Source organism: Niallia sp. Kr1 (genome assembly GCF_050389805.1).
In the GTDB taxonomy this organism is placed as follows: Bacteria; Bacillota; Bacilli; order Bacillales; family Cytobacillaceae; genus Bacillus_BD.
On the sequence record NZ_CP130945.1, the window covers coordinates 5126919 to 5151560 of the forward strand.

At 37.6% G+C, this 24642-nt stretch carries 24 protein-coding genes and 3 tRNA genes; 2 read left to right on the forward strand and 25 right to left on the reverse strand.

Annotation, left to right across the window (positions count from 1 at the left end; translation table 11 throughout):
- Positions 1 to 6 precede the first annotated feature (6 nt).
- The 14 genes from yycF to Q5760_RS25450 all read right to left on the reverse strand — a co-directional run bounded on the left by yycF (position 7) and on the right by Q5760_RS25450 (position 11752).
- Positions 7 to 714 (reverse strand): response regulator YycF, encoded by a 708-nt coding sequence (gene yycF / locus Q5760_RS25385; protein ID WP_428912693.1) that lies wholly within the window; start codon positions 712 to 714, stop codon positions 7 to 9.
- A gap of 286 nt (positions 715 to 1000) precedes the next feature.
- Positions 1001 to 1077 (reverse strand) — tRNA-Asp (locus Q5760_RS25390).
- Between the two features lie 64 nt (positions 1078 to 1141).
- Positions 1142 to 1213, reverse strand: a tRNA-Glu gene (locus tag Q5760_RS25395).
- A gap of 9 nt (positions 1214 to 1222) precedes the next feature.
- Positions 1223 to 1298: transfer RNA gene (locus Q5760_RS25400), tRNA-Lys, on the reverse strand.
- Positions 1299 to 1534: 236 nt separating this feature from the next.
- Positions 1535 to 2827: an adenylosuccinate synthase gene (locus Q5760_RS25405; protein WP_428910265.1), complete on the reverse strand. Its 1293-nt coding sequence runs from the start codon at positions 2825 to 2827 to the stop codon at positions 1535 to 1537.
- A gap of 183 nt (positions 2828 to 3010) precedes the next feature.
- A complete protein-coding gene (gene dnaB / locus Q5760_RS25410; protein WP_428910266.1) occupies positions 3011 to 4378 on the reverse strand; it encodes a replicative DNA helicase in 1368 nt (455 codons plus the stop codon).
- Between the two features lie 647 nt (positions 4379 to 5025).
- Entirely contained in the window at positions 5026 to 5472 is a 447-nt protein-coding gene (rplI, locus tag Q5760_RS25415) for a 50S ribosomal protein L9 (protein ID WP_428910267.1), read from the reverse strand.
- The gene (locus tag Q5760_RS25420; RefSeq protein WP_428910268.1) at positions 5469 to 7442 is read right to left on the reverse strand and encodes a DHH family phosphoesterase; all 1974 of its coding nucleotides are present in this window, start codon (positions 7440 to 7442) and stop codon (positions 5469 to 5471) included. The genes rplI and Q5760_RS25420 overlap by 4 nt, the downstream gene beginning before the upstream one ends.
- A 29-nt stretch (positions 7443 to 7471) precedes the next feature.
- Positions 7472 to 8407, reverse strand: coding sequence for a YybS family protein (locus Q5760_RS25425; protein ID WP_428910269.1), 936 nt, complete (start codon positions 8405 to 8407; stop codon positions 7472 to 7474).
- Positions 8408 to 8844: 437 nt separating this feature from the next.
- Complete coding sequence (gene rpsR, locus Q5760_RS25430) at positions 8845 to 9081, reverse strand: 30S ribosomal protein S18 (protein WP_428912694.1); 237 nt, start codon at positions 9079 to 9081, stop codon at positions 8845 to 8847.
- A gap of 52 nt (positions 9082 to 9133) precedes the next feature.
- Positions 9134 to 9646 carry a single-stranded DNA-binding protein gene (gene ssb / locus Q5760_RS25435; protein WP_428910270.1) on the reverse strand — a complete coding sequence of 171 codons (513 nt, stop codon included), beginning with the start codon at positions 9644 to 9646 and terminating at the stop codon, positions 9134 to 9136.
- A gap of 73 nt (positions 9647 to 9719) precedes the next feature.
- Complete coding sequence (rpsF, locus tag Q5760_RS25440) at positions 9720 to 10007, reverse strand: 30S ribosomal protein S6 (protein WP_428910271.1); 288 nt, start codon at positions 10005 to 10007, stop codon at positions 9720 to 9722.
- Positions 10008 to 10135: 128 nt separating this feature from the next.
- The gene (ychF, locus tag Q5760_RS25445) at positions 10136 to 11236 is read right to left on the reverse strand and encodes a redox-regulated ATPase YchF (RefSeq protein ID WP_428910272.1); all 1101 of its coding nucleotides are present in this window, start codon (positions 11234 to 11236) and stop codon (positions 10136 to 10138) included.
- 318 nt (positions 11237 to 11554) lie between these two features.
- Entirely contained in the window at positions 11555 to 11752 is a 198-nt protein-coding gene (locus Q5760_RS25450; protein WP_428910273.1) for a DUF951 domain-containing protein, read from the reverse strand.
- Positions 11753 to 12034: 282 nt separating this feature from the next.
- Here Q5760_RS25450 and yyaC point away from each other — a divergent pair, with 282 nt between their 5' ends.
- Positions 12035 to 12673: a spore protease YyaC gene (gene yyaC, locus Q5760_RS25455; RefSeq protein ID WP_428910274.1), complete on the forward strand. Its 639-nt coding sequence runs from the start codon at positions 12035 to 12037 to the stop codon at positions 12671 to 12673.
- A gap of 53 nt (positions 12674 to 12726) precedes the next feature.
- Here yyaC and Q5760_RS25460 read toward each other — a convergent pair whose 3' ends face one another.
- A complete protein-coding gene (locus Q5760_RS25460; protein WP_428910275.1) occupies positions 12727 to 13437 on the reverse strand; it encodes a DUF554 domain-containing protein in 711 nt (236 codons plus the stop codon).
- Between the two features lie 38 nt (positions 13438 to 13475).
- On the opposite strand from Q5760_RS25460, the gene Q5760_RS25465 reads away from it, so the two are divergent.
- The gene (locus tag Q5760_RS25465; protein ID WP_428910276.1) at positions 13476 to 13664 is read left to right on the forward strand and encodes a hypothetical protein; all 189 of its coding nucleotides are present in this window, start codon (positions 13476 to 13478) and stop codon (positions 13662 to 13664) included.
- Here Q5760_RS25465 and Q5760_RS25470 read toward each other — a convergent pair.
- From Q5760_RS25470 to rpmH, 10 genes are all read right to left on the reverse strand, one after another.
- The gene (locus Q5760_RS25470) at positions 13650 to 14510 is read right to left on the reverse strand and encodes a ParB/RepB/Spo0J family partition protein (protein ID WP_428910277.1); all 861 of its coding nucleotides are present in this window, start codon (positions 14508 to 14510) and stop codon (positions 13650 to 13652) included. The genes Q5760_RS25465 and Q5760_RS25470 overlap by 15 nt on opposite strands.
- Positions 14503 to 15264 carry a ParA family protein gene (locus Q5760_RS25475; RefSeq protein WP_428910278.1) on the reverse strand — a complete coding sequence of 254 codons (762 nt, stop codon included), beginning with the start codon at positions 15262 to 15264 and terminating at the stop codon, positions 14503 to 14505. Before Q5760_RS25475 ends, Q5760_RS25470 begins: the two co-directional genes overlap by 8 nt.
- 279 nt (positions 15265 to 15543) lie before the next feature.
- Positions 15544 to 16425, reverse strand: a complete 882-nt coding sequence (gene noc, locus Q5760_RS25480; RefSeq protein ID WP_428910279.1) for a nucleoid occlusion protein — start codon at positions 16423 to 16425, stop codon at positions 15544 to 15546.
- A 131-nt stretch (positions 16426 to 16556) separates the two neighbouring features.
- Complete coding sequence (gene rsmG, locus Q5760_RS25485) at positions 16557 to 17273, reverse strand: 16S rRNA (guanine(527)-N(7))-methyltransferase RsmG (RefSeq protein WP_428910280.1); 717 nt, start codon at positions 17271 to 17273, stop codon at positions 16557 to 16559.
- 231 nt (positions 17274 to 17504) lie between these two features.
- Positions 17505 to 19397, reverse strand: coding sequence for a tRNA uridine-5-carboxymethylaminomethyl(34) synthesis enzyme MnmG (gene mnmG / locus Q5760_RS25490; protein ID WP_428910281.1), 1893 nt, complete (start codon positions 19395 to 19397; stop codon positions 17505 to 17507).
- A 394-nt stretch (positions 19398 to 19791) separates the two neighbouring features.
- Positions 19792 to 21177 (reverse strand): tRNA uridine-5-carboxymethylaminomethyl(34) synthesis GTPase MnmE, encoded by a 1386-nt coding sequence (mnmE, locus tag Q5760_RS25495; protein WP_428910282.1) that lies wholly within the window; start codon positions 21175 to 21177, stop codon positions 19792 to 19794.
- A 495-nt stretch (positions 21178 to 21672) separates the two neighbouring features.
- On the reverse strand, positions 21673 to 22290 hold the full coding sequence (jag, locus tag Q5760_RS25500; protein WP_428910283.1) for an RNA-binding cell elongation regulator Jag/EloR: 618 nt from the start codon (positions 22288 to 22290) through the stop codon (positions 21673 to 21675).
- Entirely contained in the window at positions 22291 to 23070 is a 780-nt protein-coding gene (gene spoIIIJ, locus Q5760_RS25505) for a YidC family membrane integrase SpoIIIJ (RefSeq protein WP_428910284.1), read from the reverse strand.
- Between the two features lie 142 nt (positions 23071 to 23212).
- Positions 23213 to 23599: a ribonuclease P protein component gene (gene rnpA, locus Q5760_RS25510; RefSeq protein ID WP_428910285.1), complete on the reverse strand. Its 387-nt coding sequence runs from the start codon at positions 23597 to 23599 to the stop codon at positions 23213 to 23215.
- A gap of 322 nt (positions 23600 to 23921) precedes the next feature.
- On the reverse strand, positions 23922 to 24056 hold the full coding sequence (gene rpmH / locus Q5760_RS25515) for a 50S ribosomal protein L34 (protein ID WP_428910286.1): 135 nt from the start codon (positions 24054 to 24056) through the stop codon (positions 23922 to 23924).
- Between the last annotated feature and the right edge of the window lie 586 nt (positions 24057 to 24642).

Sequence of the window (24642 nt, forward strand, 5' to 3'; positions counted from 1 at the left end):
GTGAAATTACTCCTGCTCAGGATTTCTTAAGTAATAGCCAACTCCTCTTCTTGTTACGATCCAAAGTGGGTGACTTGGGTTATCTTCAATTTTTTCCCTTAAGCGTCTTACCGTTACGTCGACCGTACGAACATCACCAAAATAGTCATATCCCCATACCGTTTGTAATAGATGCTCACGAGTCATCACCTGACCTATATGTTTAGCCAAATAGTGAAGCAATTCAAATTCACGATGAGTTAATTCAATGGTTTCTCCACGCTTAGAAATAATGTAAGCATCTGGGTGGATTGTGAGAGAACCAATAACGATTTCATTATTGTCTTCTTCCTCTTGTGCAGTTGCTACTTGAGTATGTCTTCTTAAATTAGCTTTTACTCGAGCAATTAATTCTCTTGTACTAAAAGGTTTCGTAATATAATCATCTGCTCCTAGTTCTAGACCGAGAACTTTATCAATTTCGGAGTCTTTAGCAGTTAGCATAATGATTGGCATTTCGTATTTTTTCCGAACTTCTCTACATACCTCCATGCCATCTTTTTGTGGAAGCATGATGTCTAATAGAATTAAGTCTGGTTTAATGTCCTCGACCATTTCAAGAGCCTGATTGCCATCATAAGCACATTCTACTTCATAGCCCTCTTTTTTAAGGTTAAATTGTAATATATCTGCAATTGGCTTTTCATCATCTACAACAAGTATTTTTTTATTCATATAGACAGACATTCCTTTCCATTTCATCTACATAGGAACATATTTATTAGATAGTTTCTTTAATGAATAGACGATATCTATTTTACTTTAACACTTTTTCCCGTTCTCTTCATCTATTTAAGAGAGTTGGATGGAATTGCTACTATCGTTATAGCTATATTGAACTAGAATAAGGAGAAAGATTCTCTGTAAAAACAAAAAAGCCAATTAGCAGTTTCTATTTTGAACTACTAACCAGCTTTCATTACATATTTATATAAGATTTCATTAAGATTATAAAAGAAAATGGCGGTCCGGACGGGACTCGAACCCGCGACCTCCTGCGTGACAGGCAGGCATTCTAACCAACTGAACTACCGGACCGTTTATATGACCTAGCGACAGCGCCTATCCCCTCAAATGTTGTAAGGCGCTTTCGCTTTTTAGATGACCCGTACGGGATTCGAACCCGTGTTACCGCCGTGAAAGGGCGGTGTCTTAACCGCTTGACCAACGGGCCAATGAAAAATGGTGAGCCATGCAGGATTCGAACCTGCGACCCTCTGATTAAAAGTCAGATGCTCTACCAACTGAGCTAATGGCTCGTAATTAAATTTTTGCCCCTAAAGCTTGATTGTGGTCTTGTGCTTCAAAAGCTTCAGGCTTTTGTCGCAAAACGAATCCCCTATGGGACGATTCGTTTCTCTACCAACTGAGCTAATGGCTCATCTTAATTAACAGGACGTTTTCTATACTAACATAGAAAAGTAGGAACTGACAATACTTTTTCTGAAAAAAACTAAAAAAAGAGAGAGGACCTCTCTTTTTTTAAAATTAACATTTAGTTTTGACGCCAAGGACTGCGAATAACGTTGGTTTGTGTACGATCGGGACCTACAGAAAAAGTCGTTAATGGAATTCCAGTAAGCTGTGATACACGTTCTACATAATGGCGAGCGTTTACTGGCAGTTCATCTAGTGAGCGACAGCCCGTAATGTCCTCTTGCCAGCCTGGTAGTTCTTCATAGACTGGTTCACATTCTGATAATACTTTTAAGCTTGCCGGGAACTCTTCGATCACTTCACCTTTGTAGCGATAAGCTACACAGATCTTTAATGTTTTAATTCCAGATAAAACATCGATTGAGTTTAAAGATAGATCTGTCAAACCACTAACACGACGCGCATGACGTACGACGACACTATCGAACCAACCGACACGACGTGGTCGTCCTGTTGTGGTTCCATACTCACGACCTACTTCCCGAATTTGATTCCCAACTTCATTATTTAACTCAGTAGGAAATGGTCCATCCCCAACACGAGTGGTATAGGCTTTACATACCCCAACAACATGCTTGATTTTTGATGGACCTACGCCAGAACCAATTGTAACACCACCAGCAACAGGGTTAGATGAGGTAACAAATGGATAGGTACCTTGGTCAATGTCTAACATAACCCCTTGTGCCCCTTCAAAAAGTACGCGGCGCCCCTCATCTAATGCATCATTTAACACAACAGAAGTATCACATACATATTTCTTAATCTGTTGTCCATACTCATAATATTCTTCTAAAATATCTTCTAGTTTAAAGCCTTCCGTTTCGTAAAACTTTTCTAACATTCGATTCTTTTCTTTTAAATTTTGGGTCAACTTTTCTTGAAACACTTCATGATCTAAAAGATCAGCGATTCGAATTCCAATCCGAGCTGCCTTATCCATATAAGCAGGTCCAATTCCCTTTTTCGTCGTACCTATCTTATTTGTCCCTTTACGATCTTCTTCTACTTCATCAAGACGGATATGATAAGGCAAAATCACATGCGCACGATTACTAATACGAAGATTGTCTGTTGTTACTCCTTTATCATGTAAATAAGCTAATTCTTGAACTAATGCCTTCGGATCAACCACCATGCCATTTCCAATGACACTAATCTTATCCTTGTAAAAAATGCCTGAAGGAATTAAGTGAAGCTTGTAGGTTTCACCATTAAATTTAATCGTATGCCCTGCATTATTTCCACCTTGATAACGTGCGATTACTTCTGCATTTTCAGAGAGAAAGTCGGTAATTTTCCCTTTTCCTTCATCTCCCCATTGAGTTCCAACAACTACAACTGATGACACGAAAAGCACCTCCAAGAATTCTTGTTCAATTTTTTTAGCTTTCTAACAACTAAAAGTGTATCAAAACAATGGAGGTAAAAGCAACTAAACACGAACATTTATGTTAAAAAAATGTTTTTCATACGGAAAAGGGGTGACAGGCGCCTTCCATCATGTAAATGGCGCCTGTCACCCAGTCTAATTCTATGCTCCTGGCGGGAGCGAGGAGTCGTCAAACCGCCGCTCAAGGTTGACGAATTTATTATACTCTTTCACAAAGGCAAGGGATACGGTACCAGTAGGACCGTTACGCTGTTTCGCGATGATGATTTCAATGATATTCTTATTCTCCGATTCTTTATCATAATAGTCATCACGGTATAAAAAGGCGATAACATCGGCATCCTGCTCAATACTTCCTGATTCACGAATATCAGACATCATCGGGCGTTTGTCCTGACGCTGCTCAACACCACGAGATAGCTGGGAAAGTGCTATAACAGGTACTTGCAATTCACGAGCAAGTCCTTTTAAAGAACGAGAAATCTCTGATACCTCTTGTTGACGGTTATCAGGATTTTTTCCGCTACCGAGGATAAGTTGTAAATAGTCAATCATGATCATTCCAAGACCACCTTGTTCTTGCTTAAGACGACGACATTTAGCTTGAATGTCTTGAATTTTCACTCCTGGTGTATCATCGATGAAAATTCCAGCATTTGATAGACTTCCCATCGCCATAATGAGTTTTCCCCAATCCTCATCCGTTAAAGAACCTGTACGTAGTCTTTGAGCATCAATATTTCCCTCTGAACACAGCATACGCATAACCAGTTGTTCTGCACCCATCTCTAAACTAAAGATGGCTACATTTTCACCAGTCTTCGTTGCCACATTTTGAGCGATATTTAAGGCAAAGGCTGTTTTCCCCATCGATGGACGGGCACCTACAATAATCAAATCATTGCGTTGGAAACCAGCTGTAATTTTGTCAAGTTCAGCGAATCCTGTTGCAATCCCTGTAACATCACCTACACGACTGTGTAAGGTTTCAATATTATCATAAGTCCGTACAAGTACATCCTTGATATGATGGAAGGATCCAGATTTCTTTTTTTGTGAAACTTCTAAAATACTTTTTTCTGCTTCACTTAATAAGGCCTCAACTTCAGACTCATGAGTATATCCGTCCTGAACAATATTCGTCGCTGTTCGAATTAAGCGTCGGAGAATCGACTTTTCTTCTACAATTTTTGCATAATATTCAATGTTAGATGCTGTTGGAACAGAACCCGCTAGTTCTGTTAAATAACCTATACCACCGATATCCTCTAGAATATTGGCTGAAGATAATTCTTCGGTAACCGTAATTAAATCGACTGCCTCACCTTTATCATTCAGCTTTAACATCGCTTCAAATATACGCTGGTGGGCTCCACGATAAAAATCGTCTGGAGCCAAAATTTCAGATGCTGTAGTAAGAGATGAGGGTTCTAGAAAAATCGCCCCTAATACAGCCTGCTCAGCTTCTAAATTTTGTGGTGGTAAATGATCTGCTCTAATTTCACTCACTAAATGAACCCCCTTATTCAAAAAGCATAAGCGCCTTGCTCTACTCCGTATGGACTGCCTTTCACAGAATATGCATACATCGACGTTCGCGATAGGATCCTTAGGCTTCATCCCGAAAGAACTTGTTCATGCCTTGCTTGACAGGATGTGCCGGCTTTTAGACGATGCTCTCCCTTTGAGATAAAAGGAAACACGATAAGCACGTTAGTTCAAATCGGTGTTGACACTTTCGTAGAGGCGGTAAATCCACTAGGATCTAAGCGCGGAAGCTAGACATCTTCTAACTTCAATATACTTATAATTTGCTAGAAAAGCATCTTCAGACTTTAAGAGTACGATATATAGATATAAAATATAATGATATGAATATCAATCTATTAAAACCTAAATATATCTCCAAAACTATAACACTATAATTAAATTATTATCTCAAAATAAAAAACCCTTTTTCGACTACTAAACACTGATCACAAAAGATGAATGTGATTTGGGCTTAACAAAAAGTGAAAGAGGGAACTAATAATCATTTTTAATTGAATTGAATTCTATTGTAGATGTGACCGGAGAAACATCCGATCACATCTACTTACCTGACTATCATAACATGTTTAAGTTAAAAAAGGACTGTCAAATAAAGGAACGGTACTTTACGCCTCTTTAACATGAACATTTAGAGTAGCTGTTACATCTGGATAAAGTTTAACAGGTACTTTTGTATATCCTAGTGTACGAATAGCATCATGCAGTTCAATTTTACGTTTATCAATCTTAATTGAATGCTTCTTTTGCAATTCCTCGGCAATTTGTTTACTCGTAATGGAGCCAAACAAACGACCACCTTCACCAGATTTAGCAGTTAACTCCACTGTAATTTCATCTAGTTTTGCCTTTAATTCCTTCGCTTCAGCTAGTTCCTCAGCCGCAAGTTTTTCTTCTTTCTTCTTTTGGGCATTTAATGAGCTGACATTCGACGGGTTCGCCTCTACCGCTAACCCTTGTTTAATTAAAAAGTTATGTGCATAGCCATCGGCTACATTTTTCACTTCACCTTTTTTACCTTTACCTTTTACATCTTTTAGAAAAATTACTTTCATGCTTGCTTTCTCCCTTCAATATATTCATCGATGGCCAATTTTAGTTGTCTTTCGGCCTCCTCAACGGGAACCCCTGTTAATTGTGTTGCCGCATTTGTTAAATGTCCGCCTCCACCAAGGGCTTCCATGATAAGTTGGACATTAATCTCACCTAATGAACGAGCGCTAATCCCAATTACATCTTCAGACCGCTTTGAAATAACGAAGGAGGCCTTAATTCCATTCATTGATAATAATGTATCAGCAGCCTGGGCAATGAGGACTTGATGATAAATATCCTCGTTGCTTCCCTTTGCAATCGCAATACCTTCTTGAATCATTGTAACATTTTCAATTAATTTCGCTCGTTGAATATACGTTTGTATATCTTCTTTTAAGAACCTTTGTACTAAAACCGTGTCAGCCCCATGTGCCCTGAGATAGGAGGCGGCATCAAAGGTTCTAGAACCAGTTCTAAGAGTAAAACTTTTTGTATCGACGATAATACCAGCCAAAAGGGCTGTTGCCTCTAGCATCTCAATTTTACCTTGCTTCGGTTGATATTCTAACAGCTCTGTAACCAGTTCTGATGTTGATGAAGCATATGGTTCCATATAAACCAATAAAGGCTGCTTAATAAACTCTTCCCCGCGTCGGTGATGGTCAATCACCACTACATGATCCAATTTGGAAAGTAACTTTTCTTCTATTACCATTGATGGTTTATGAGTGTCAACAATAACGAGTAGTGAATCATCTGTGGCAATTTCCATGGCCTGCTCTGGCGTCACGAATCGTGAAAATAAGGTTTCATTTTTACGAATTTCGTCCATTAACCTTCTTACACCCGTATCAATATCATTGGAATCAATGACAATATAGCCTTCACGGTTATTTGCCTGAGCAACCTTCAATATCCCAATGGAAGCGCCAATTGCATCCATATCAGGGCTTTTATGCCCCATAATAAATACCTTTTCGCTTTCAATCACTAATTCCTTTAATGCATGGGAAATTACTCTAGCACGAACTCTAGTCCGTTTTTCAACGGGATTACTTTTTCCACCAAAGAACTTAACCTTCCCATTTGCTTGCTTAATGGCTACTTGATCCCCGCCTCTACCTAAAGCAAGGTCAAGACTTGATTGAGCCAGTGCCCCTAACTCTGGAAGTGAGGTTACCCCTGAACCTACCCCAATACTTAACGTTAGAGCAATGTTCTGTTTAGCCGTCGTTTCGCGGACCTCATCTAATATCGTAAATTTCCCTTTTTCCAGCTCTTGAAGGATCCTTTCACTAAACACAGCTACAGACCGATCAGACGATATACGTTTTAAGAAGATGCCATATTCTTGTGCCCATTTATTTAGAATTGTGGCAACCGAATTGTTTAAACTACTTCTCGTAGCATCGTCAATTCCTTGAGTCACGTCATCATAATTATCTAGAAAAATAAGAGCTATAACAGTCTTTTCCTCTTCATAACGCGTTTCGATTTCAGATTGCTCCGTGATATCTAGAAAATAGAGAAGTTTTTCTTCACGCTTATGGATCACACGAAACTTTCGTTCATGTAAGGAAATAACTTCAGTATCCACTTCTTGTTTAATTAACGGGACAAGTGATTCTGCAACATCATATAACGACCTTCCAATCAATTTATCCTCCGAAAAACAAGAGGCGATAAACGGGTTGGCCCATTCAATATAATAATCATCATTAATTAAAATGATCCCGATCGGCATTTCCATTAATGCCTCTTCTCCAACCTTCTTTACTCGATAGGACAAAGTCGCAATATAATCTTCAATTTCTTTTTTTTCTTTTTGATCAAGTATAAAGATAAACGTGAAAGGGATTGCAACTAAAACAGCCCCAACTACACTCAATATCCAATTATAGAAGGCTAATAGCCCAAGAAGCACCACTGTTATCCCTATTAATCCATATAAAAAGGAATAAATAGGTTTCTTATTTAAGTTAAACGGCATAATTTCAGCTCCCAAACAGTAGTGTTATACTAATGAATCAAATTTTTCCTTAAATCTAGACCTAGGTCAATTATACCTAAAATCCAAATAATATAAAGTGCCATTGGCATGAGGAATAGAGTGACGGTAGCTAATACCGGTACTGCCTTTGACCACTTTTTATGATAAGAAATGAACCAGATGAAAGATAATCCTTGTACAATTATTAATAATTGTAATATATATGAGATGTTTGATAAAGCTAAATGAAAATAGCTACCTGGTTCTGGTTGAATGATCCAACTTGCCAAAAAGGCAATAAGAAAATAATAAAGAATACTTCTTGGCAATTTAAGACTTCTAAAAGGGCTGCCCAAAGCTACCTTCAGACCAAACCTCTTTAAGATTGGATATGAAACAAGCTGAATAATGATAACAATGAGGAACGAGAACAACACAAACAATGTAGGAATGAGTGTTCCAATTAAATCAATAGAAGAATATAGTTGTTGGACCATTGCTTCATTAGGTTCTTGCCCGAAACGAGTAATCATAGAAATCGATTGATCAATGCTTTCCCTTAATAATAGAATGCTTTCTTCAATAAAATTCAGGTTAAAAAATAAAATTGAAATGACATATTGAAGAACAAGATTAAGAAGGAATGTTAGGGACCCTGCTATAAGTGCAGCATTTCTTGATTTTCCATTACGTATAAAATCACCAATCACAATTCCCGTTAATCCATAGGCGAGCGTTAACGGAATAGCCAATAATGTACCAACTAGTAAAGATAAGAGGAGGGATGCAATAAGAAAAACCGCAGCATCTTTCCGATTATTTTTGGCCGCAAACATCATAAAGGGTAAAGCAAGAAAAAAGTTAACGACAGTCCCAAGGATCGGTACGTAAATGGTGATTAACAAAAGGATAACAAAAATAGCAAGTATGATTGCACCTTCAGTCAGTCTATGTACATTTCTCAATTTTACACTCCTTCTAAAATTTATTCTGTACTTATATTTTAACGACCAACGTTTCGAGGTTCAACTATATAGACCAAGAAAAGCGCAAGCGCTTTGCTCACCCCGATAAAGAAAATTCTCCGACCGGCAAGCCTTTAGGCGGAGATTAGGAGTAGTTGCACTTATGCCGGTACAGCCAAACACAGGACGATATCCGGCATGAATATTGCCCTTTATTTTCTTGCAGAATGAACGAAATGTATCGGTGACTGTGCCCGGGGAGCAGCCACTAGTCAACTTGTCATACAGAGTCTGATTGAACAATCCTTTAGGGCTGAAGCCCTCAGAAAAACCTTATGACCTCGAAATGGTAGGAGCTGGAGCTAGACATTAATCTTACTTCAAAAACAAATAATCAATAAAAAAAGGACACCATGTAGAATGATGTCCCTTTAGGATTACTCACCAGATACGTATGGAAGTAATGCCATTTGTCGTGCGCGTTTAATCGCAGACGTTAATTTACGTTGATATTTAGCACTTGTACCAGTTACACGACGAGGTAGGATTTTACCACGCTCAGAAATGAACTTTTTAAGTAAATCAACTTCTTTGTAATCGATGTGAGTAATTCCGTTTGCTGTGAAGTAGCAAACTTTACGACGTTTTGCACGTCCGCCTCTGCGTCCACCCATTGCCATAGTGATTTCACTCCTTTACTCATTTTTTTATTCCGTAACATATATTTTAGAATGGCAAATCATCGTCAGAAATATCGATTTTACCGTCGTTGGCAAAAGGGTCTTCATCTAGACGAGTGTAGCCTTGGTTATTTCGATTTGGACTCTGTGGTTGATTCTGATGGTCATTTCCGAATGGCGCTGCTTGTGGAGCTCCACCAAAAGCAGAAGCGTAATCGCCTCTACCACCTGAACTGCTACCTTTTGGTTCAAGAAATTGGACACTTTCCGCTACAACTTCAGTAACGTATACGCGTTTCCCATCTTGTCCCTCATAATTACGTGTTTGAATTCTGCCATCAACACCGGCAAGACTTCCTTTTTTCAAAAAGTTTGCGACATTTTCTGCTTGTTTTCTCCAAACTACGCAATTAATAAAGTCGGCTTCACGCTCACCCTGTTGGTTAGAAAATGTACGATTCACAGCCAACGAAAAAGTAGCAACGGCTACTCCGTTTGGGGTATAGCGTAGTTCAGGGTCTCTTGTTAAACGACCAACTAGAATTACTCGATTGATCATCAGAATCAACTCCTTCCTATTAGTACATGTTTTATACGGAAAAACATGTAAAATCGAAAACCTCTATATCAGTTTATTTTTCTTCTTTAACAGCAATTTGACGAATGATATCTTCGTTAATTCTTGCTAAACGATTGAACTCTTCAATAGCCGCTGGTTCTGCATTAACTTTAATTAATTGATAGTAACCATCACGGAAATCATTGATTTCGTAAGCTAAACGACGCTTACCCCATTCTTTTGATTCTACAATCTCCGCACCATTATCAGTTAAGATTCCGTCAAAACGCTCAATAAGAGCCTTTTTAGCCTCATCTTCAATATTTGGGCGGATGATGTACATAATTTCGTACTTTCTCATCACGTTCACCTCCTTTTGGTCTAAACGGCCCTAAACGGGCAAGGAGCAATTTTCATTACTCGCAAGTTCAAATTATATCACATTAGATAAGGATAATCAATGTTCATCAAAATAATTTTAAAATAATATTATACATTGAAACGGAATAGCATGATGTCGCCATCTTTTACAATGTATTCTTTCCCTTCCAGTCTCACTTTGCCTGCTTCACGAGCAGCAGTCATGCTACCATATTCCACAAGATCATCGTAAGAAACGGTTTCTGCTCGGATAAAACCTCGCTCAAAATCAGAGTGAATGATTCCGGCACACTGAGGTGCTTTCATCCCATTCCGGAAAGTCCAAGCGCGAACCTCTTGAACACCTGCTGTGAAATAAGTAGCTAGTCCAAGCAGGCTATAAGCTGCTCGAATCAACTGATCTAATCCTGATTCTTCAATGCCTAACTCTGAAAGAAACATTTCTTTTTCTTCGCCTTCAAGTTCAGCAATCTCAGACTCAATTTTGGCGCAGATGGTAATAACCTCTGCCCCTTCTTTAGCAGCATATTCTTTTACCATTTGGACATATTGGTTTTCTGACGGATCTGCTACGTCATCTTCTCCAACATTGGCTACATAAAGAACCGGTTTTATAGTTAAGAGATGCAGGGCTTTAACAAACTTCTCTTCTTCCTCTGTAAATTCTACCGTTCTTGCAGGCTTTTCTGCTTCAAATGCCTCTTTTAACTTTTGAAGCGCACTAAATTCAATAACCGCCTCTTTATCCTTTTGTTTCGCTAATTTTTCAACACGACCGATTCGTTTCTCAACAGATTCCATATCAGCGAGAATTAACTCGATATTAATCGTTTCAATATCATCAATTGGGTCTACTTTACCAGCAACATGGGTAATATTTTCATCTTCAAAGCAACGCACTACTTGACAGATGGCATCTACTTCACGAATATGGGATAGGAATTTATTCCCTAATCCTTCTCCTTTACTAGCTCCCTTAACAATTCCGGCAATATCCGTGAATTCAAAGGTTGTTGGCACAGTTTTCTTTGGTACGACAAGCTCAGTCAATTTGTTCAACCGAGCATCGGGAACCTCTACGACTCCTACATTAGGATCGATCGTACAAAAGGGGTAATTGGCAGATTCCGCACCTGCTTGTGTTATTGCATTAAATAACGTAGATTTTCCCACATTCGGTAAACCCACTATTCCAGCTGTTAAAGCCATCCTCGTCACTCCCTAAATTAAAAGCGGAAGCGCATTGCTTAAGCAGAGTGTGGACTGACTTGCACAGGATGTGCAGACATCGACGTTCGCAACAAGATGTTGCGGTTTTTAGTCGATGTTCCTCCACAAGATAAAGGAAACACGATGAACACGACAGTGTGAATCGATGTTGACGCAATCGTTGCGGAAGGATGGGAAGTCCACTAGACGCTAGGCGCTGCAGCTAGACCACTTTCTAATTTTTAAATTATAAAATGAATATATTGAAGAATAATAAACACACACCATTATAGTTTTTTTACTGAAAAAGGGCAAATCTCATTCTTCATGCTTCACTAATATCTTCTTCATTTTACGAGCAAATTCTTTCCTTGGAATTAAAACACTATGGGCGCAGCCTTCACATTTGATGCGAATGTCCATCCCTAGTCGAATTACTTTCCAACGGTTGGTTCCACAGGGATGAGCTTTTTTCATTTCAACAATATCATTCAATCCAAATTCTTTTTCTTCCATTTCTAAACTCCTCCTCTAGCGCTTTTCCACAAAATATTGGGGATGTTTTTTTCGTATCAATTAAAGACAAAAGGACAAAACGATTCCTTATAAAAGGATCATTTAAGCATAAGTATCTTTTATTTTAAATTTAGTATAGCAGTTACGTATAGAAAATAAAAAAAAACCGTATAATGATAGTAAAACTAAAAGAAGCGATTCTCGAGTAGGAATCCTAGACATACAGAGACCATAAACTTCCCAAATATTTATCCTAGCTTCTTAACAATAGGGGTGAAGTGCTTGTTTAAATCAAACAGTAGTTTATTTCATAAATCAAAAAATGGAGAGGTTAGAATACATCATAACGAACAGGATGCACAAAATTTAGTTTCCAAAGCTTTATTTGCACAATTGCCTTCAACATTGAGCTCAAGACCTATTGTTTTTGTATGTATTGGAACAGACCGATCAACAGGAGATTCCTTAGGACCATTAATTGGAACCTTGCTCAAGGATAAAAAACCTCATCCCTTTCATGTGTACGGAACTTTAGATGATCCCATTCATGCTTTAAATTTAGCAGATAGAATCGAAGAAATTCAACTGACTCATATCAATCCCTTTATTATTGGAATTGATGCTTGCTTAGGAAGAATGAAAAGTGTTGGAATCATACAAATTGCAAATGGTCCTGTTAAACCAGGTACTGGAGTTAATAAAGAGCTTCCTGAAGTAGGTAACATTCATATAACAGGAATTGTCAATGTTAGTGGATTTATGGAGTATTTCGTTTTGCAGAATACAAGATTACATCTTGTCATGGAAATGGCAAAAACCATTGCGAATGGAATCTACCAAACTAGCCTACACTATCATCGAAAACCTACATTTGTGGATCTTCAACAGATACTTAATAAAGAACAAGAAAAAACCCCTTAACAGAAGCCGCTTTCTAACAAATTTGTATGAAAGCGGCCTTTCTTTAAAAATGATTAGTTCATGTAATGGAGAAGGGTCACAATAATCGCAACAATCAATATTCCCGGAAGAAGATTTGCAACACGGATTTTGGTTAACCCTAGCATGTTTAGACCGATTGCCAAAATCATCACTCCACCAGTTGCTGTCATCTCAGTAATAAATTGATCCATTAATGCAGCAGGAACCATCTGATTAATATGAGTGGCAAATAAGGCAATCAAACCTTGATATAAGAAGACAGGGACTGCTGAAAATAATACACCTAACCCTAGAGTTGTTGTTAAAATAAGAGCCGTAAAACCATCAAGAATCCCTTTTGTGAATAAGATATCATGATTACCTCTAATTCCGCTATCTAAAGCCCCTAGAATGGCCATGGCACCAATGACAAAGATCAATGTAGCAGATACAAAACCTTGTGAAATACTACCACCTGACTTCAATATCTTTCCCAATTTCTTTTCTAACCAAAGCCCGAGATTATTCAATTGGTCTTCCAATTTAAAAAACTCTCCTAAAATCGCTCCGAAAACAATACTTAATATAACAATAAGAAAATTATTACTTTCAAAGCCCATTTGCAGTCCCATCACAATGACGGCGAGTCCAATTCCACCCATGACCGTCTCTTTTGTTTTTTCTGGAATATTACTAAGAACCCTTCCTAAAAAGGCCCCTGCAATAATAAGTGCACTATTAACGATCGTACCTAACAGAACCATTGATTCCACCCCATAATCTCTATAAGAAAAATTTCAAAATGAATATGAACATATTATCACTAAATGAGAAAAGCGCAAGAGGAAAAACGATAGGCACGACAGGGCGAATCGATGTTATCGTAATGGTTGTGGAAGAAACGGGAATTCACTATTCACTAGGCTATGGAGCCCAATACAAAAAAATAAACCATCTCATTTATGATGGTTTATCATTAGTGGGTTTCTAATAATTCTAGAATCCGATTTAAATCTTCTGTTGAGAGAAATTCAATTTCGATTTTCCCTTTTTCTTTATTTTTACTCTGCTTAATGGTAACAGGTGTTCCAAATCGATTTCTTAAATTTGATTCTTGCTCTTTGATAAAGATATCTTTTTCTTGAACCGGTTTTTGTGTTTCACGTGAAACAGGTTCATTTAATTGATGAATTAACTTTTCTAATTGACGTACATTTAATCCTTCATTAATAACCTTTTCAACTACAGAAGGGAGAGCTTCCTTCTTGCGAAGTCCTAGAAGGGCACGACCATGACCCATCGAAATTTTTCCATCAGAAATTAACTCTTGAATCTTTGTTGGAAGCGAGAGTAGCCGAACATGATTGGCAATATGTGGGCGACTTTTTCCTAACCGTTTGGCTAATTCCTCTTGCGTAATTTTTAATTTTTCTAATAGCAGTTGATAGGCTGATGCCTCTTCTATCGGTGTCAAATCTTCGCGTTGTAGATTTTCTAGAACAGCCAGTTCCATCATCTGCTGCTCTGAAAGTTCCCGTACAACGACTGGAACCTTGTCTAATTTAGCCTCTTTGGCAGCACGGAAGCGTCTTTCACCAACCACAATCTCATAACCTTTAATAGACTTACGAACAATTAAAGGTTGAAGAATCCCATGTTCAATAATGGATTGTTTCAATTCTTCAATCGCGACTGCATCAAAAAATTTCCGTGGTTGATAAGGGTTAGGTCTACATTCTGAAGTCTTTATTTCTCTGATGACTTCCTCTTTTCCTATTTCCGTAATATCCGTTTTAGAAAAGATTGCATCCAAACCTTTTCCTAGACCTTTAGCCATTTGTCACCACTTCCTTTGCTAAATCGATATACATTTCTGCACCACGAGATTTAGGATCATAAACAATAATTGGTTCTCCATGACTTGGAGCCTCACTTAAACGGATATTCCTCGGAATAATTGTCTTATACACTTTATCTTGAAAATACTTTTTCACTTCTTCAATGACCTGTAGCCCTAAGTTGGTACGAGCATCAAGCATCGTTAAAAGAACACCTTCAACCTTTAAATCCTCATTCAAATGCTTCTGAACGAGCCTAACTGTATTTAAAAGCTGACTTAAACCTTCTAATGCATAGTATTCACATTGAACAGGGATCATAACGGAATCAGAAGCAGTAAGTGCATTTAATGTCAGTAGCCCTAATGAAGGAGGGCAATCTATGATAATATAATCAAAATCATCTTTGATACCTTCAAGTGCTCGTTTTAGACGAACTTCTCTTGAAATGGTTGGAACTAATTCTATTTCCGCTCCAGCTAATTGAATTGTAGCTGGTATACAATATAAGTTTTCAACATTTGTCGGTCTAATAACAATACTTGCCTCTACATCATCTACTAATACATCATAAATACATTGGTCAACATCCGCTTTTTCAATACCAACTCCGCTAGTAGCATTACCTTGGGGATCAATATCAACCATTAACACTTTATAACCAATATTAGCCAAACAGGCACCCAAATTAACAGAAGTGGTCGTTTTTCCAACGCCGCCTTTTTGATTGGCTATTGATATCACCTTGCCCATGTTGTCACCTACCTTTATTTCCATGGAAATCAATCAAATTTGTCCGTCGAATTTCCTTTAAAAAATCCGAGACATCCGCCGGAGGCTTTAAGGAAAATCTAATTTACAAGAATTTAAGATTGTAAATCATATTATCTATTTTATCATGATTAATAAAATAATAGATGGATATTTGGAATCAATGATTTGCAAAAAAGAAAGAAACTAAAATCCACATGTTTAGTTTCTTTTCATATCTGAGGTATATATTAAAGTAGTTTAAGAGAATAAAAAATATCATTAAGACTTTTTCTTTGGTATTTTAATTGTAAATTGATAATAATCCTCAAATTCCTCTTCTGCTGAGTCAAGGTTAATCCCGCTATCTGAAACCATAGATAATGATTGGCGGATGGTATTAACCGCTATTCTCATATCTTTACTAAATGCTTTTCTTTTTGGCTTTGGTTTCTCATTATTTTGCTGAAGTAATTTGGCAACACGATCTTCTGTTTGTTTTACATTGAGATTTTTTTCAATCATTTCATGCAGCAATTTGATTTGTTTTTCGGGATCTTTTAATGGAATAAGTGCTCGTGCATGTCTTTCCGTAATGGTTTTATTTAAGAGTGCATCCTGTACTTCTTGAGGAAGCTTCAGTAAGCGAAGCTTGTTTGCAACCGTTGATTGACCTTTTCCTAAGCGCTGGGCTAATGCTTCCTGTGTTAACTGATGTAATTCGAGCAGTTTTCCGTAGGCCATGGCCTCTTCAATTGGTGAGAGCTCTTCTCTTTGTAAGTTTTCAATTAATGCAACGGATGCCGTTTCCGTATCATTAAAATTTTTAACAATTGCCGGGACTAAATCCCAGCCTAGTTTTTTCATCGCACGCCATCGTCGTTCACCAGCAATAATTTCAAAGTTTTTTGGATCAAACTCTCGAACAACGATGGGTTGAATAATTCCATGGGTATGGATTGTACGAGCTAATTCTTCAATTTTTTCATCATCAAAAACGGTTCTTGGCTGGAACCGATTTGGGATAATTTGATCTATTGGAATTTTTTTAACTTCTTCATTTTCTACCATTTCGTCTAGTTCGGCAGATTCAACTGACTCCTCTATTGTTTCCCGTTCTTCCTTTTCACCTAGTCCAAAAAGTCGTGAAAAAGAATTTTTCATCACCCTGCACCACCTTTATGAAAGTCCCTATACTATTTATTCTTGAAAAAAATGACAAGTCCTTCTATCACTATCCTAATATTTTTCATGTCTATTAAAAATTATGCCATAATTTGATAGAAAAGGGTACACTATTCAATTGGGCTTCGATTTGGTGTACCGGGTTTCCTAGGGTACTTCTTTGGAGTAGACTTTACCTTTTCAATGATATAAATATTCCGTTCACTTTCCTCCACAGGCAAGGTAAAGGAGTATGACTCTTTTACTTGTCCTCCTAATAATGAAATAGCCTTATTGCCAGCCTGAAGTTCTTCTCCCCCTCCAGCACCTTTCATCGCAATAAATACCCCGCCCTTTTTGACTAACGGTAGGCATAGTTCACTTAATACAGACATTCTTGCAACAGCCCTTGCTGTCACCACATCATAGGATTCTCGATGTTCAGGGAGGTGACCAAAGGTTTCTGCACGGTCATGGATAAATTGGACATTTTCCAATTTTAGCCCATCTGCTAAATGTTGAAGAAAGTTTATTCTTTTATTAAGCGAGTCAACAATTGTTACTTTTATCGTTGGGAAGGCAATTTTAATTGGTATGCTAGGAAAACCTGCACCGGCCCCAACATCGCAAATCTTAAGTGGACGATTAAAATCGTAATAAAATCCAGCTGTAACGGAATCAAAAAAATGTTTTAAATAAACATCCTCTTTTTCTGTAATAGCGGTTAAATTCATTTTTTCATTCCATTCAACCAACGTTTCATAATAGGATTCATATTGCTGTACTTGGAGCGGAGTAAGAGCAATCCCTTTCTCCGCTAAACTTGTAATAAACTGTTCCTTATTCATGGGTCAATCCTTTCTAAAAGAAATGCTCGGTTAAACTCCGTTGTTGATTTCCATTTCATACACTTCACCTTCCGCTCAGCTACACCTGAGCTACCTTGACACTTTTGTGTTGGGATAGCAATTCCCCCGCAGAGTCTTCGTGCTTTCCCTAAATCAACAGTAGTTCTAAATCAACATTTACCTTTAACACAGCAAAAAAAAGTAAAAGCTAAACCGTTATATCTTTATCTTTCATTCATTAGATACTCGTGCTATCTTTCCTTGCTCCAAATAGACAAGTAAAATTGAAATATCAGCAGGATTAACACCCGATATTCGTGATGCTTGTGCTAAGGATAGTGGATGGATTTTTTTCAATTTTTGTCTAGCTTCTGTAGCGATTCCTGTTATTGCGTCATAGTCGATATTTTCGGGGATTTTTTTATCCTCCATTTTTTTGAGTCGTTCTACTTGCTGTAATGACTTTTCGATATAACCTTCATATTTTATTTGAATTTCTACTTGTTCTTTTACCTCGTAATCAAGCTCTTGGTCACTTTTAGCAAGTAATTCAATATGACCGTAATTCATTTCAGGTCGTTTTAATAAATCAGAAGCTCTGATTCCATCTTTAAGTCCACTTCCGCCAACACTCTTGATTAGCTCTTGTACCTGTTCATTTGGCTTTAAAATCAAGTTCTTTAAACGTTTAATCTCAGTTTCAATTGCCGCCTTTTTCACTTTAAACTTCTCATAACGTTCTTCTGAAATGAGTCCGATTTTATATCCATATTCAGTTAAGCGTAAGTCACAGTTATCATGTCGCAGCAGTAGTCGGTATTCCGCTCTTGAAGTTAGTAATCGATAAGGCTCATTTGTCCCCTTTGTAACAAGATCATCAATTAAAACTCCAATGTAGGCCTCTGAACGACTTAGAATTAATTCATCCCCTTTATCCAACGCATTTAATCCGGCATTAATCCCTGCCATTAGCCCTTGAGCTCCAGCCTCTTCATATCCGGATGTCCCATTAATTTGCCCTGCTGTATAAAGGTTTTTAATAATCTTCGTTTCCAATGTAGGCCATAATTGTGATGGATCAACTGCATCATATTCAATGGCATATCCTGCTCGCATCATTTGAGCGTTTTCTAAGCCTGGTATCGTTCTTAAAATCCGATGCTGGACATCTTCAGGCATACTCGTCGATAACCCTTGAACATAGACCTCATCTGTATTACGCCCCTCAGGCTCAAGGAAGATTTGATGTCTCGGTTTATCACTAAAACGGACAATTTTATCCTCAATCGAAGGACAATAACGAGCCCCCGTGCCTTTTACCATGCCAGAGAACATAGGAGCACGATGAAGATTTTCATTGATAATGGAATGTGTCGTTTCATTCGTATAAGTAAGCCAACATGGCAATTGGTCTGTTATATATTTCGTTGTTTCATATGAGAATGCTTGTGGAACATCGTCACCTGGTTGAATTTCGGTCTTGCTGTAATCGATTGAGTGACTATTTACTCTTGGTGGTGTTCCTGTTTTAAAACGAACTAGATTAAAACCCAGCTCCTGTAGGTTCTCAGACAGTTTAATCGATGGTACCTGATTATTGGGACCACTTGAATACTTTAATTCACCGAGAATAATTTCACCACGCAAATACGTACCTGTCGTAATAATGACAGTTTTAGCTGAATAAACAGCCCCCGTCTGCGTAATAATTCCCTTACAAATGCCGTCCTCAACAACTAGCTCCTCAACCATTCCTTGAACTAATGTGAGATTCTTTTGACCTTCAAGTGTCTTTTTCATTTCCATTGAATAAGCATTTTTATCTGCTTGAGCTCGTAAGGCTCGAACGGCAGGACCTTTGCCTGTATTCAACATTCTCATTTGAATATAGGTCTTATCTACATTTTTTGCCATCTCACCACCGAGTGCATCAATTTCTCTTACTACGATCCCTTTTGCCGGTCCACCAACAGATGGATTACAAGGCATAAAGGCAACCATATCTAAATTGATCGTGACCATTAATGTTTTGGCACCGAGACGTGCAGCTGCAAGTCCTGCCTCACAGCCTGCATGTCCCGCCCCTACAACGATCACATCATAACTTCCTGCATCATATTGCATAAAAGTGCCTCCCTTTTGAAAAGCGCAAGCGCATGCTCCCCCTGAAGTCTGCACAAGACGAGTCGTCAAGAAGATTGATCTTTAATCTTCTTGACGAATTGTAAGAAATGTATAGGTGACTACCCAGGGACTTATGTCTTGACAAGTACTTCTTAAGGCGTTCTTTGCCTTTAGAAGTACTTGACTAGACCCGAGCACTAGGAGCCGACACTAGACAAGCTTGTGGCGAATAGAGGGGGATGACTGCTTGCGCTATACATAATCAAATTTCAAAAAACTTATACTTTCTTAATAAAAAACAAATCTACTTCTATAGCGGACATTCGGAACCCTTCGAAGGCCTTCCGAAAAACCTCAGAACGGGTTGCGAAACTTTTATTCGTGTTCCGAATCACTATTTTCCTAAACAAAATTGTGAAAACAATTGATTAATTAAACTTTCTTGTACAGTATCACCAATAATCTCCCCAAGTAATTCCCATGTTCTTGTTAAATCAATTTGCAGAATATCAATTGGAGTACCTAACTCAATTCCTTCTAAAACATCATTAATGGACTGATAGGCTTGATTCAATAGAGCGATATGGCGACTGTTAGATACATACGTCATATCTCCTGCTTCAATAGAGCCCGTAAAGAAAAGGTCTGCAATCGCTTGTTCAAGCTCTTCAACTCCCTTTTCCTCAATAATCGCCGTTGTGATCACTTTATGATGGCCTGCAAGCTGTTGTACTCGATCCATATTAATTTTCTGTGGCAAGTCTGTCTTATTGACAATAACAATCACGTCCATACCGGCTACTGCTTCAAATAGTTTTTCATCCTCAGGCGTTAACTCATCTGAATAATTAAGAACTAATAAAATTAAATCCGCTTCTTTCAGAACCTGTCTTGACCGTTCAACACCTATTCTTTCTACGATATCTTCTGTTTCACGGATCCCGGCTGTATCTAATAACCTTAGTGGGACACCTCGTACATTCACATACTCCTCAATTACATCTCGAGTTGTGCCAGGAACATCCGTCACGATCGCTTTGTTTTCTTGTACCAAACTATTTAAAAGAGAGGATTTTCCGACATTCGGTCGACCTACAATAACCGTAGACAATCCTTCTCGTAAAATTTTCCCTTGCTGAGAGGTTTGCAATAAACGTTGAACTTCTTTTTTTACATACTCAGATTTTTCCTTAAGCATCTTATGGGTCATTTCTTCGACATCATCGTATTCAGGATAATCTATATTTACCTCAACTTGAGCTAATGTTTCAAGGATTTCTTGCCGTAGTCTTTGAATAAGCCTAGATAATCTCCCCTCCATTTGCCCTAACGCTACATTCATAGCTCGATCCGTTTTTGCACGAATCAAGTCCATGACTGCTTCTGCCTGAGATAAGTCGATTCTTCCATTCAAAAAGGCCCGTTTCGTAAATTCACCAGGCTCCGCAAGTCTTGCTCCATGTTTTAAACATAACTGTAATACTCTATTTACCGAAACTAACCCACCATGGCAGTTAATTTCCACCACATCTTCTTTTGTAAAAGTTCTAGGGCCTCGCATAATCGAAACCATGACTTCTTCTGCTACTTCTAATGTCATTGGATCCACGACATGACCATAATGAATCGTATGCGATTTTTCCTCCGTTATTTTTTTACCATTTATACTTTTAAAAAGCTTCTCAGCTATAGGAAAAGCCTCATCTCCACTTAATCGAACAATAGCGATAGCTCCTTCACCCATCGGCGTCGAAATCGCTGCAATTGTATCAAATTCCATTTCTTCTTTTACACCTACCTAAAAGACCATACTCTAAGTTCATTTTCAAACCTATCATCCAGTCTAATATTAATTTTCTTATACACAAGCACAAGATTACCATTATTCCATTTTAACTTATCCACATGTGAATAACAATAAATCACGTATGAATTATCCACATTCATTCAGTCTTTCATATCTAAAAACATAGTATCAAATTCACCCGTCGAATTTGCATCCGGATACAATCTCTGATCTCACTTGAGAAATTTATTTAAAAAATCCAAGACATCCACCGGAAGCTTTCACTTCATTCAGCCAGAATTTGGACCCCCACTGGATTGATAAAAGCATGCATTCATCTCGTCACTTTTTGAATTAGGATCCCGCTGCTGAAGGAAGTTAAAAAGACATAAAAATACTCCTGAAAAGACTTCAGGAGTATTTTTATGTCATGAGAGTATTTATTGAAGCTAAATTAAGACGTCTAGCTTCGGTGCCTACCATTTCATATTATTTTGGCGCTATGATGATATGTCTATGTGGGTCTTCACCGCTAGAATATGTCTTAATCTTTTTATTTTCCAATAAAGCAGTATGAATAATTTTTCGCTCATAGGATGGCATTGGTTCCAAAGCTACTTGCTTCCCCGTTTGGACAGCTTTTTGAGCAAGACGCTGTGCTAAATGGACCAATGTTTCATTCCGTCTCTCCCTATAATGCTCAGCATCCAGTGTTACATGTAAATAATGTTTGGAATAGCGATTAATCACAAGTTGAGTCAAATACTGTAATGAATTTAAAGTTTGCCCTCTTTTCCCTATTAATAAGGCAATTTTTTCACCCGATAATACAAATTTGACCTGTTTTCCACTTTGGTCTACATCAATTGTGATCGGAGCACCCATTTCTTTACTTACAACCTGCAAAAATTTCTTTGCTTCTTCAATAGGGTCAATAATGACGGATACCTTCACAACAGCGGGACGTGATCCAAAAATCCCGAAGATCCCTTTTTTACCTTCATCAACAATAGAAATTTCTGCACGATCCTCTGTTATTTGTAACTGAGCTAAAGCTGATTCCACTGCTTCTTTGACAGTTTGTCCTGTAGCAGTAATCTGTTTCACTTACTTTTTCGCTCCTCCCGCATTGGCAGCTTCTTTTGCCTTTTTCATATCTGGCCCTTTAATTAAAAGCGTTTGAACAATCATAAATAAGTTCCCCACTACCCAGTATAGAGCGAGCGCAGCTGGGAAGTTAATAGCAAACACAACAATCATAATAGGCATTAACCAAAGCATCATCGCCATTTGCGGATTGTTCTCCATACCAACCATCGTAATTTTTTGCTGGATAAAGGTTGTAACCCCCGCAATGATTGGAAGTAAAAATATTGGATCAGGTGCTGCTAAGTCAAACCATAGGAAGTTTGCATGTTGTTGCAATTCAGGTGTTCTCATAATCGCATGATAAATTCCAATTAAAATTGGCATCTGTACAAATAACGGTAAACAGCCTGCCATTGGATTAACACCATGTTTTTGGAATAGTTCCATCGTTTCCTGTTGCAATTTTTGCTGTGTCTTTTGATCCTTCGAACTATATTTTTCTTGAAGTTTTTTCAATTCCGGTTGTATGGCCATCATGGCTTTAGAACTTTTCGTTTGTTTGATCATTAACGGTAAAATGACTAGTCTAATCAGAATCGTTACAATAATAATGGATAAACCAAAGCTTCCACCCGCAAACTCGGCTACTTTTATAATTAATAGCGAAAGTGGATAGACGATATACTGATTCCAAAATCCTTCACTTTCAGAAGTGATCGGTTCATTTGTTTCTGTGCAGCCTGATAAGAAAGCTACAATAAGAATAAGACCGATTATTAACGCAGTTCGCTTCTTCAAACGTATTTTCCTCCTTAAAACACTTGGGTTCTTTTATTTTAAATTTTTTCACTTGTTATTTTTGCCTAGATTTCATTCTACCACCTTTTACTAGGAAACGCTTTTAAAAATGTAAAAATAGTAGAAGAAAAATATTTACAATTTAATGGGTTCTCTTTTCTAATTCTACAGTTTTCGACATATTCTTTGACTTTTTCAAAACACGAGCTAACCCTAATACATGCGTAAGACTTTGTTTAACTTCAAAGAAGTCCATTTCTGCTGTAGGTTTACGGGCAATGATGATATAATCCCACTCATTATGTATCTGTTCATCTAATTCATGAAAAACCTGTCGAATATATCTTTTAATTCTATTTCTCGTAACAGCATTTCCTATTTTCTTGCTAACAGAAAGCCCTATACGAAAATGTGCTTGCTCAGGTTGTTTTAATGTATACAAAACAAACTGTCTATTTGCTACAGATTTCCCTTTTTTAAATATATCCTGAAATTCTTTATTCTTTTTAATTCGATACTCTTTTCTCATCCGCTACACCTTCAAATGATCTTTAAATAGGAAGTGGTTGTCAGTGTTTCATCATTCCCATCAACCTGGTCCTTTGCTACTTTGACTATTTTAGCTTTTGTCCCGTTACAAAACAAGCTTACCTCGAGAAAGTCATATTCTATTTTATAAAAAAAGCAATCTTTGAAGTTAGATAGTTGTCTAGCTCCAACGCCTAGCTCCTAGCGAACTTCCCGTTTCTTCCCTACGATAAGTCAGAACCGGTCCAGTCCATACGGAGCTGAGCAAGGCACTTGCGCATTTCTTTTTTAATGAGAAAAAAAGCCACTGAGATGTCAGTGGCTTAAGCTGATAATACTTTTCTTCCTTTACGACGACGACGAGCAAGTACGTTACGACCGTTTGAAGTACTCATACGTGCACGGAATCCGTGTACTTTACTATGCTTACGTTTTTTTGGTTGATATGTTCTTTTCATATATTACACCTCCCTCGAGGAATTAGCTTCTAAAAACACAGTATTACTATTATAAAGAATCCATTTAAAATTTGTCAACTACAGATCAAAATTATAATGGAACTTCTTCAAAATGGAAACTAACAATTTTAACCATAGAATTTTTCTATGAATGGTTTCTCTAAATCTACTTTTATAAAAATGTGGATACTTTTCGACAAAAAAACTTTTATCCACAACATATATTGACAGGATTTGCACAAACCCACTACCTGTGGACATTTTTAAACCACAGGTTGTTTAGGTTGTGGATAAACCTCTAAAAACCATTGCTAACCTCGATATTATCTGGTATTATATTTTTGTTTTCACCTTAACAAGTTATCCACACTTAAATTTTATCCACAAATTGTTAATAACATGTGGATAAGTTATCCACGCAGGTTAATAAATCTTGTCCACAATTGGTGGATATTGTCTAAAACTGTTATTTATCCTTATTATATACTTATCCACATAGATAAAATTCGTGTAATGATTTATAGGTTGTACTTTCACGTATGACCTATTGTTTTTTATGCGAACATCAACAAAAGGAGGGATATCA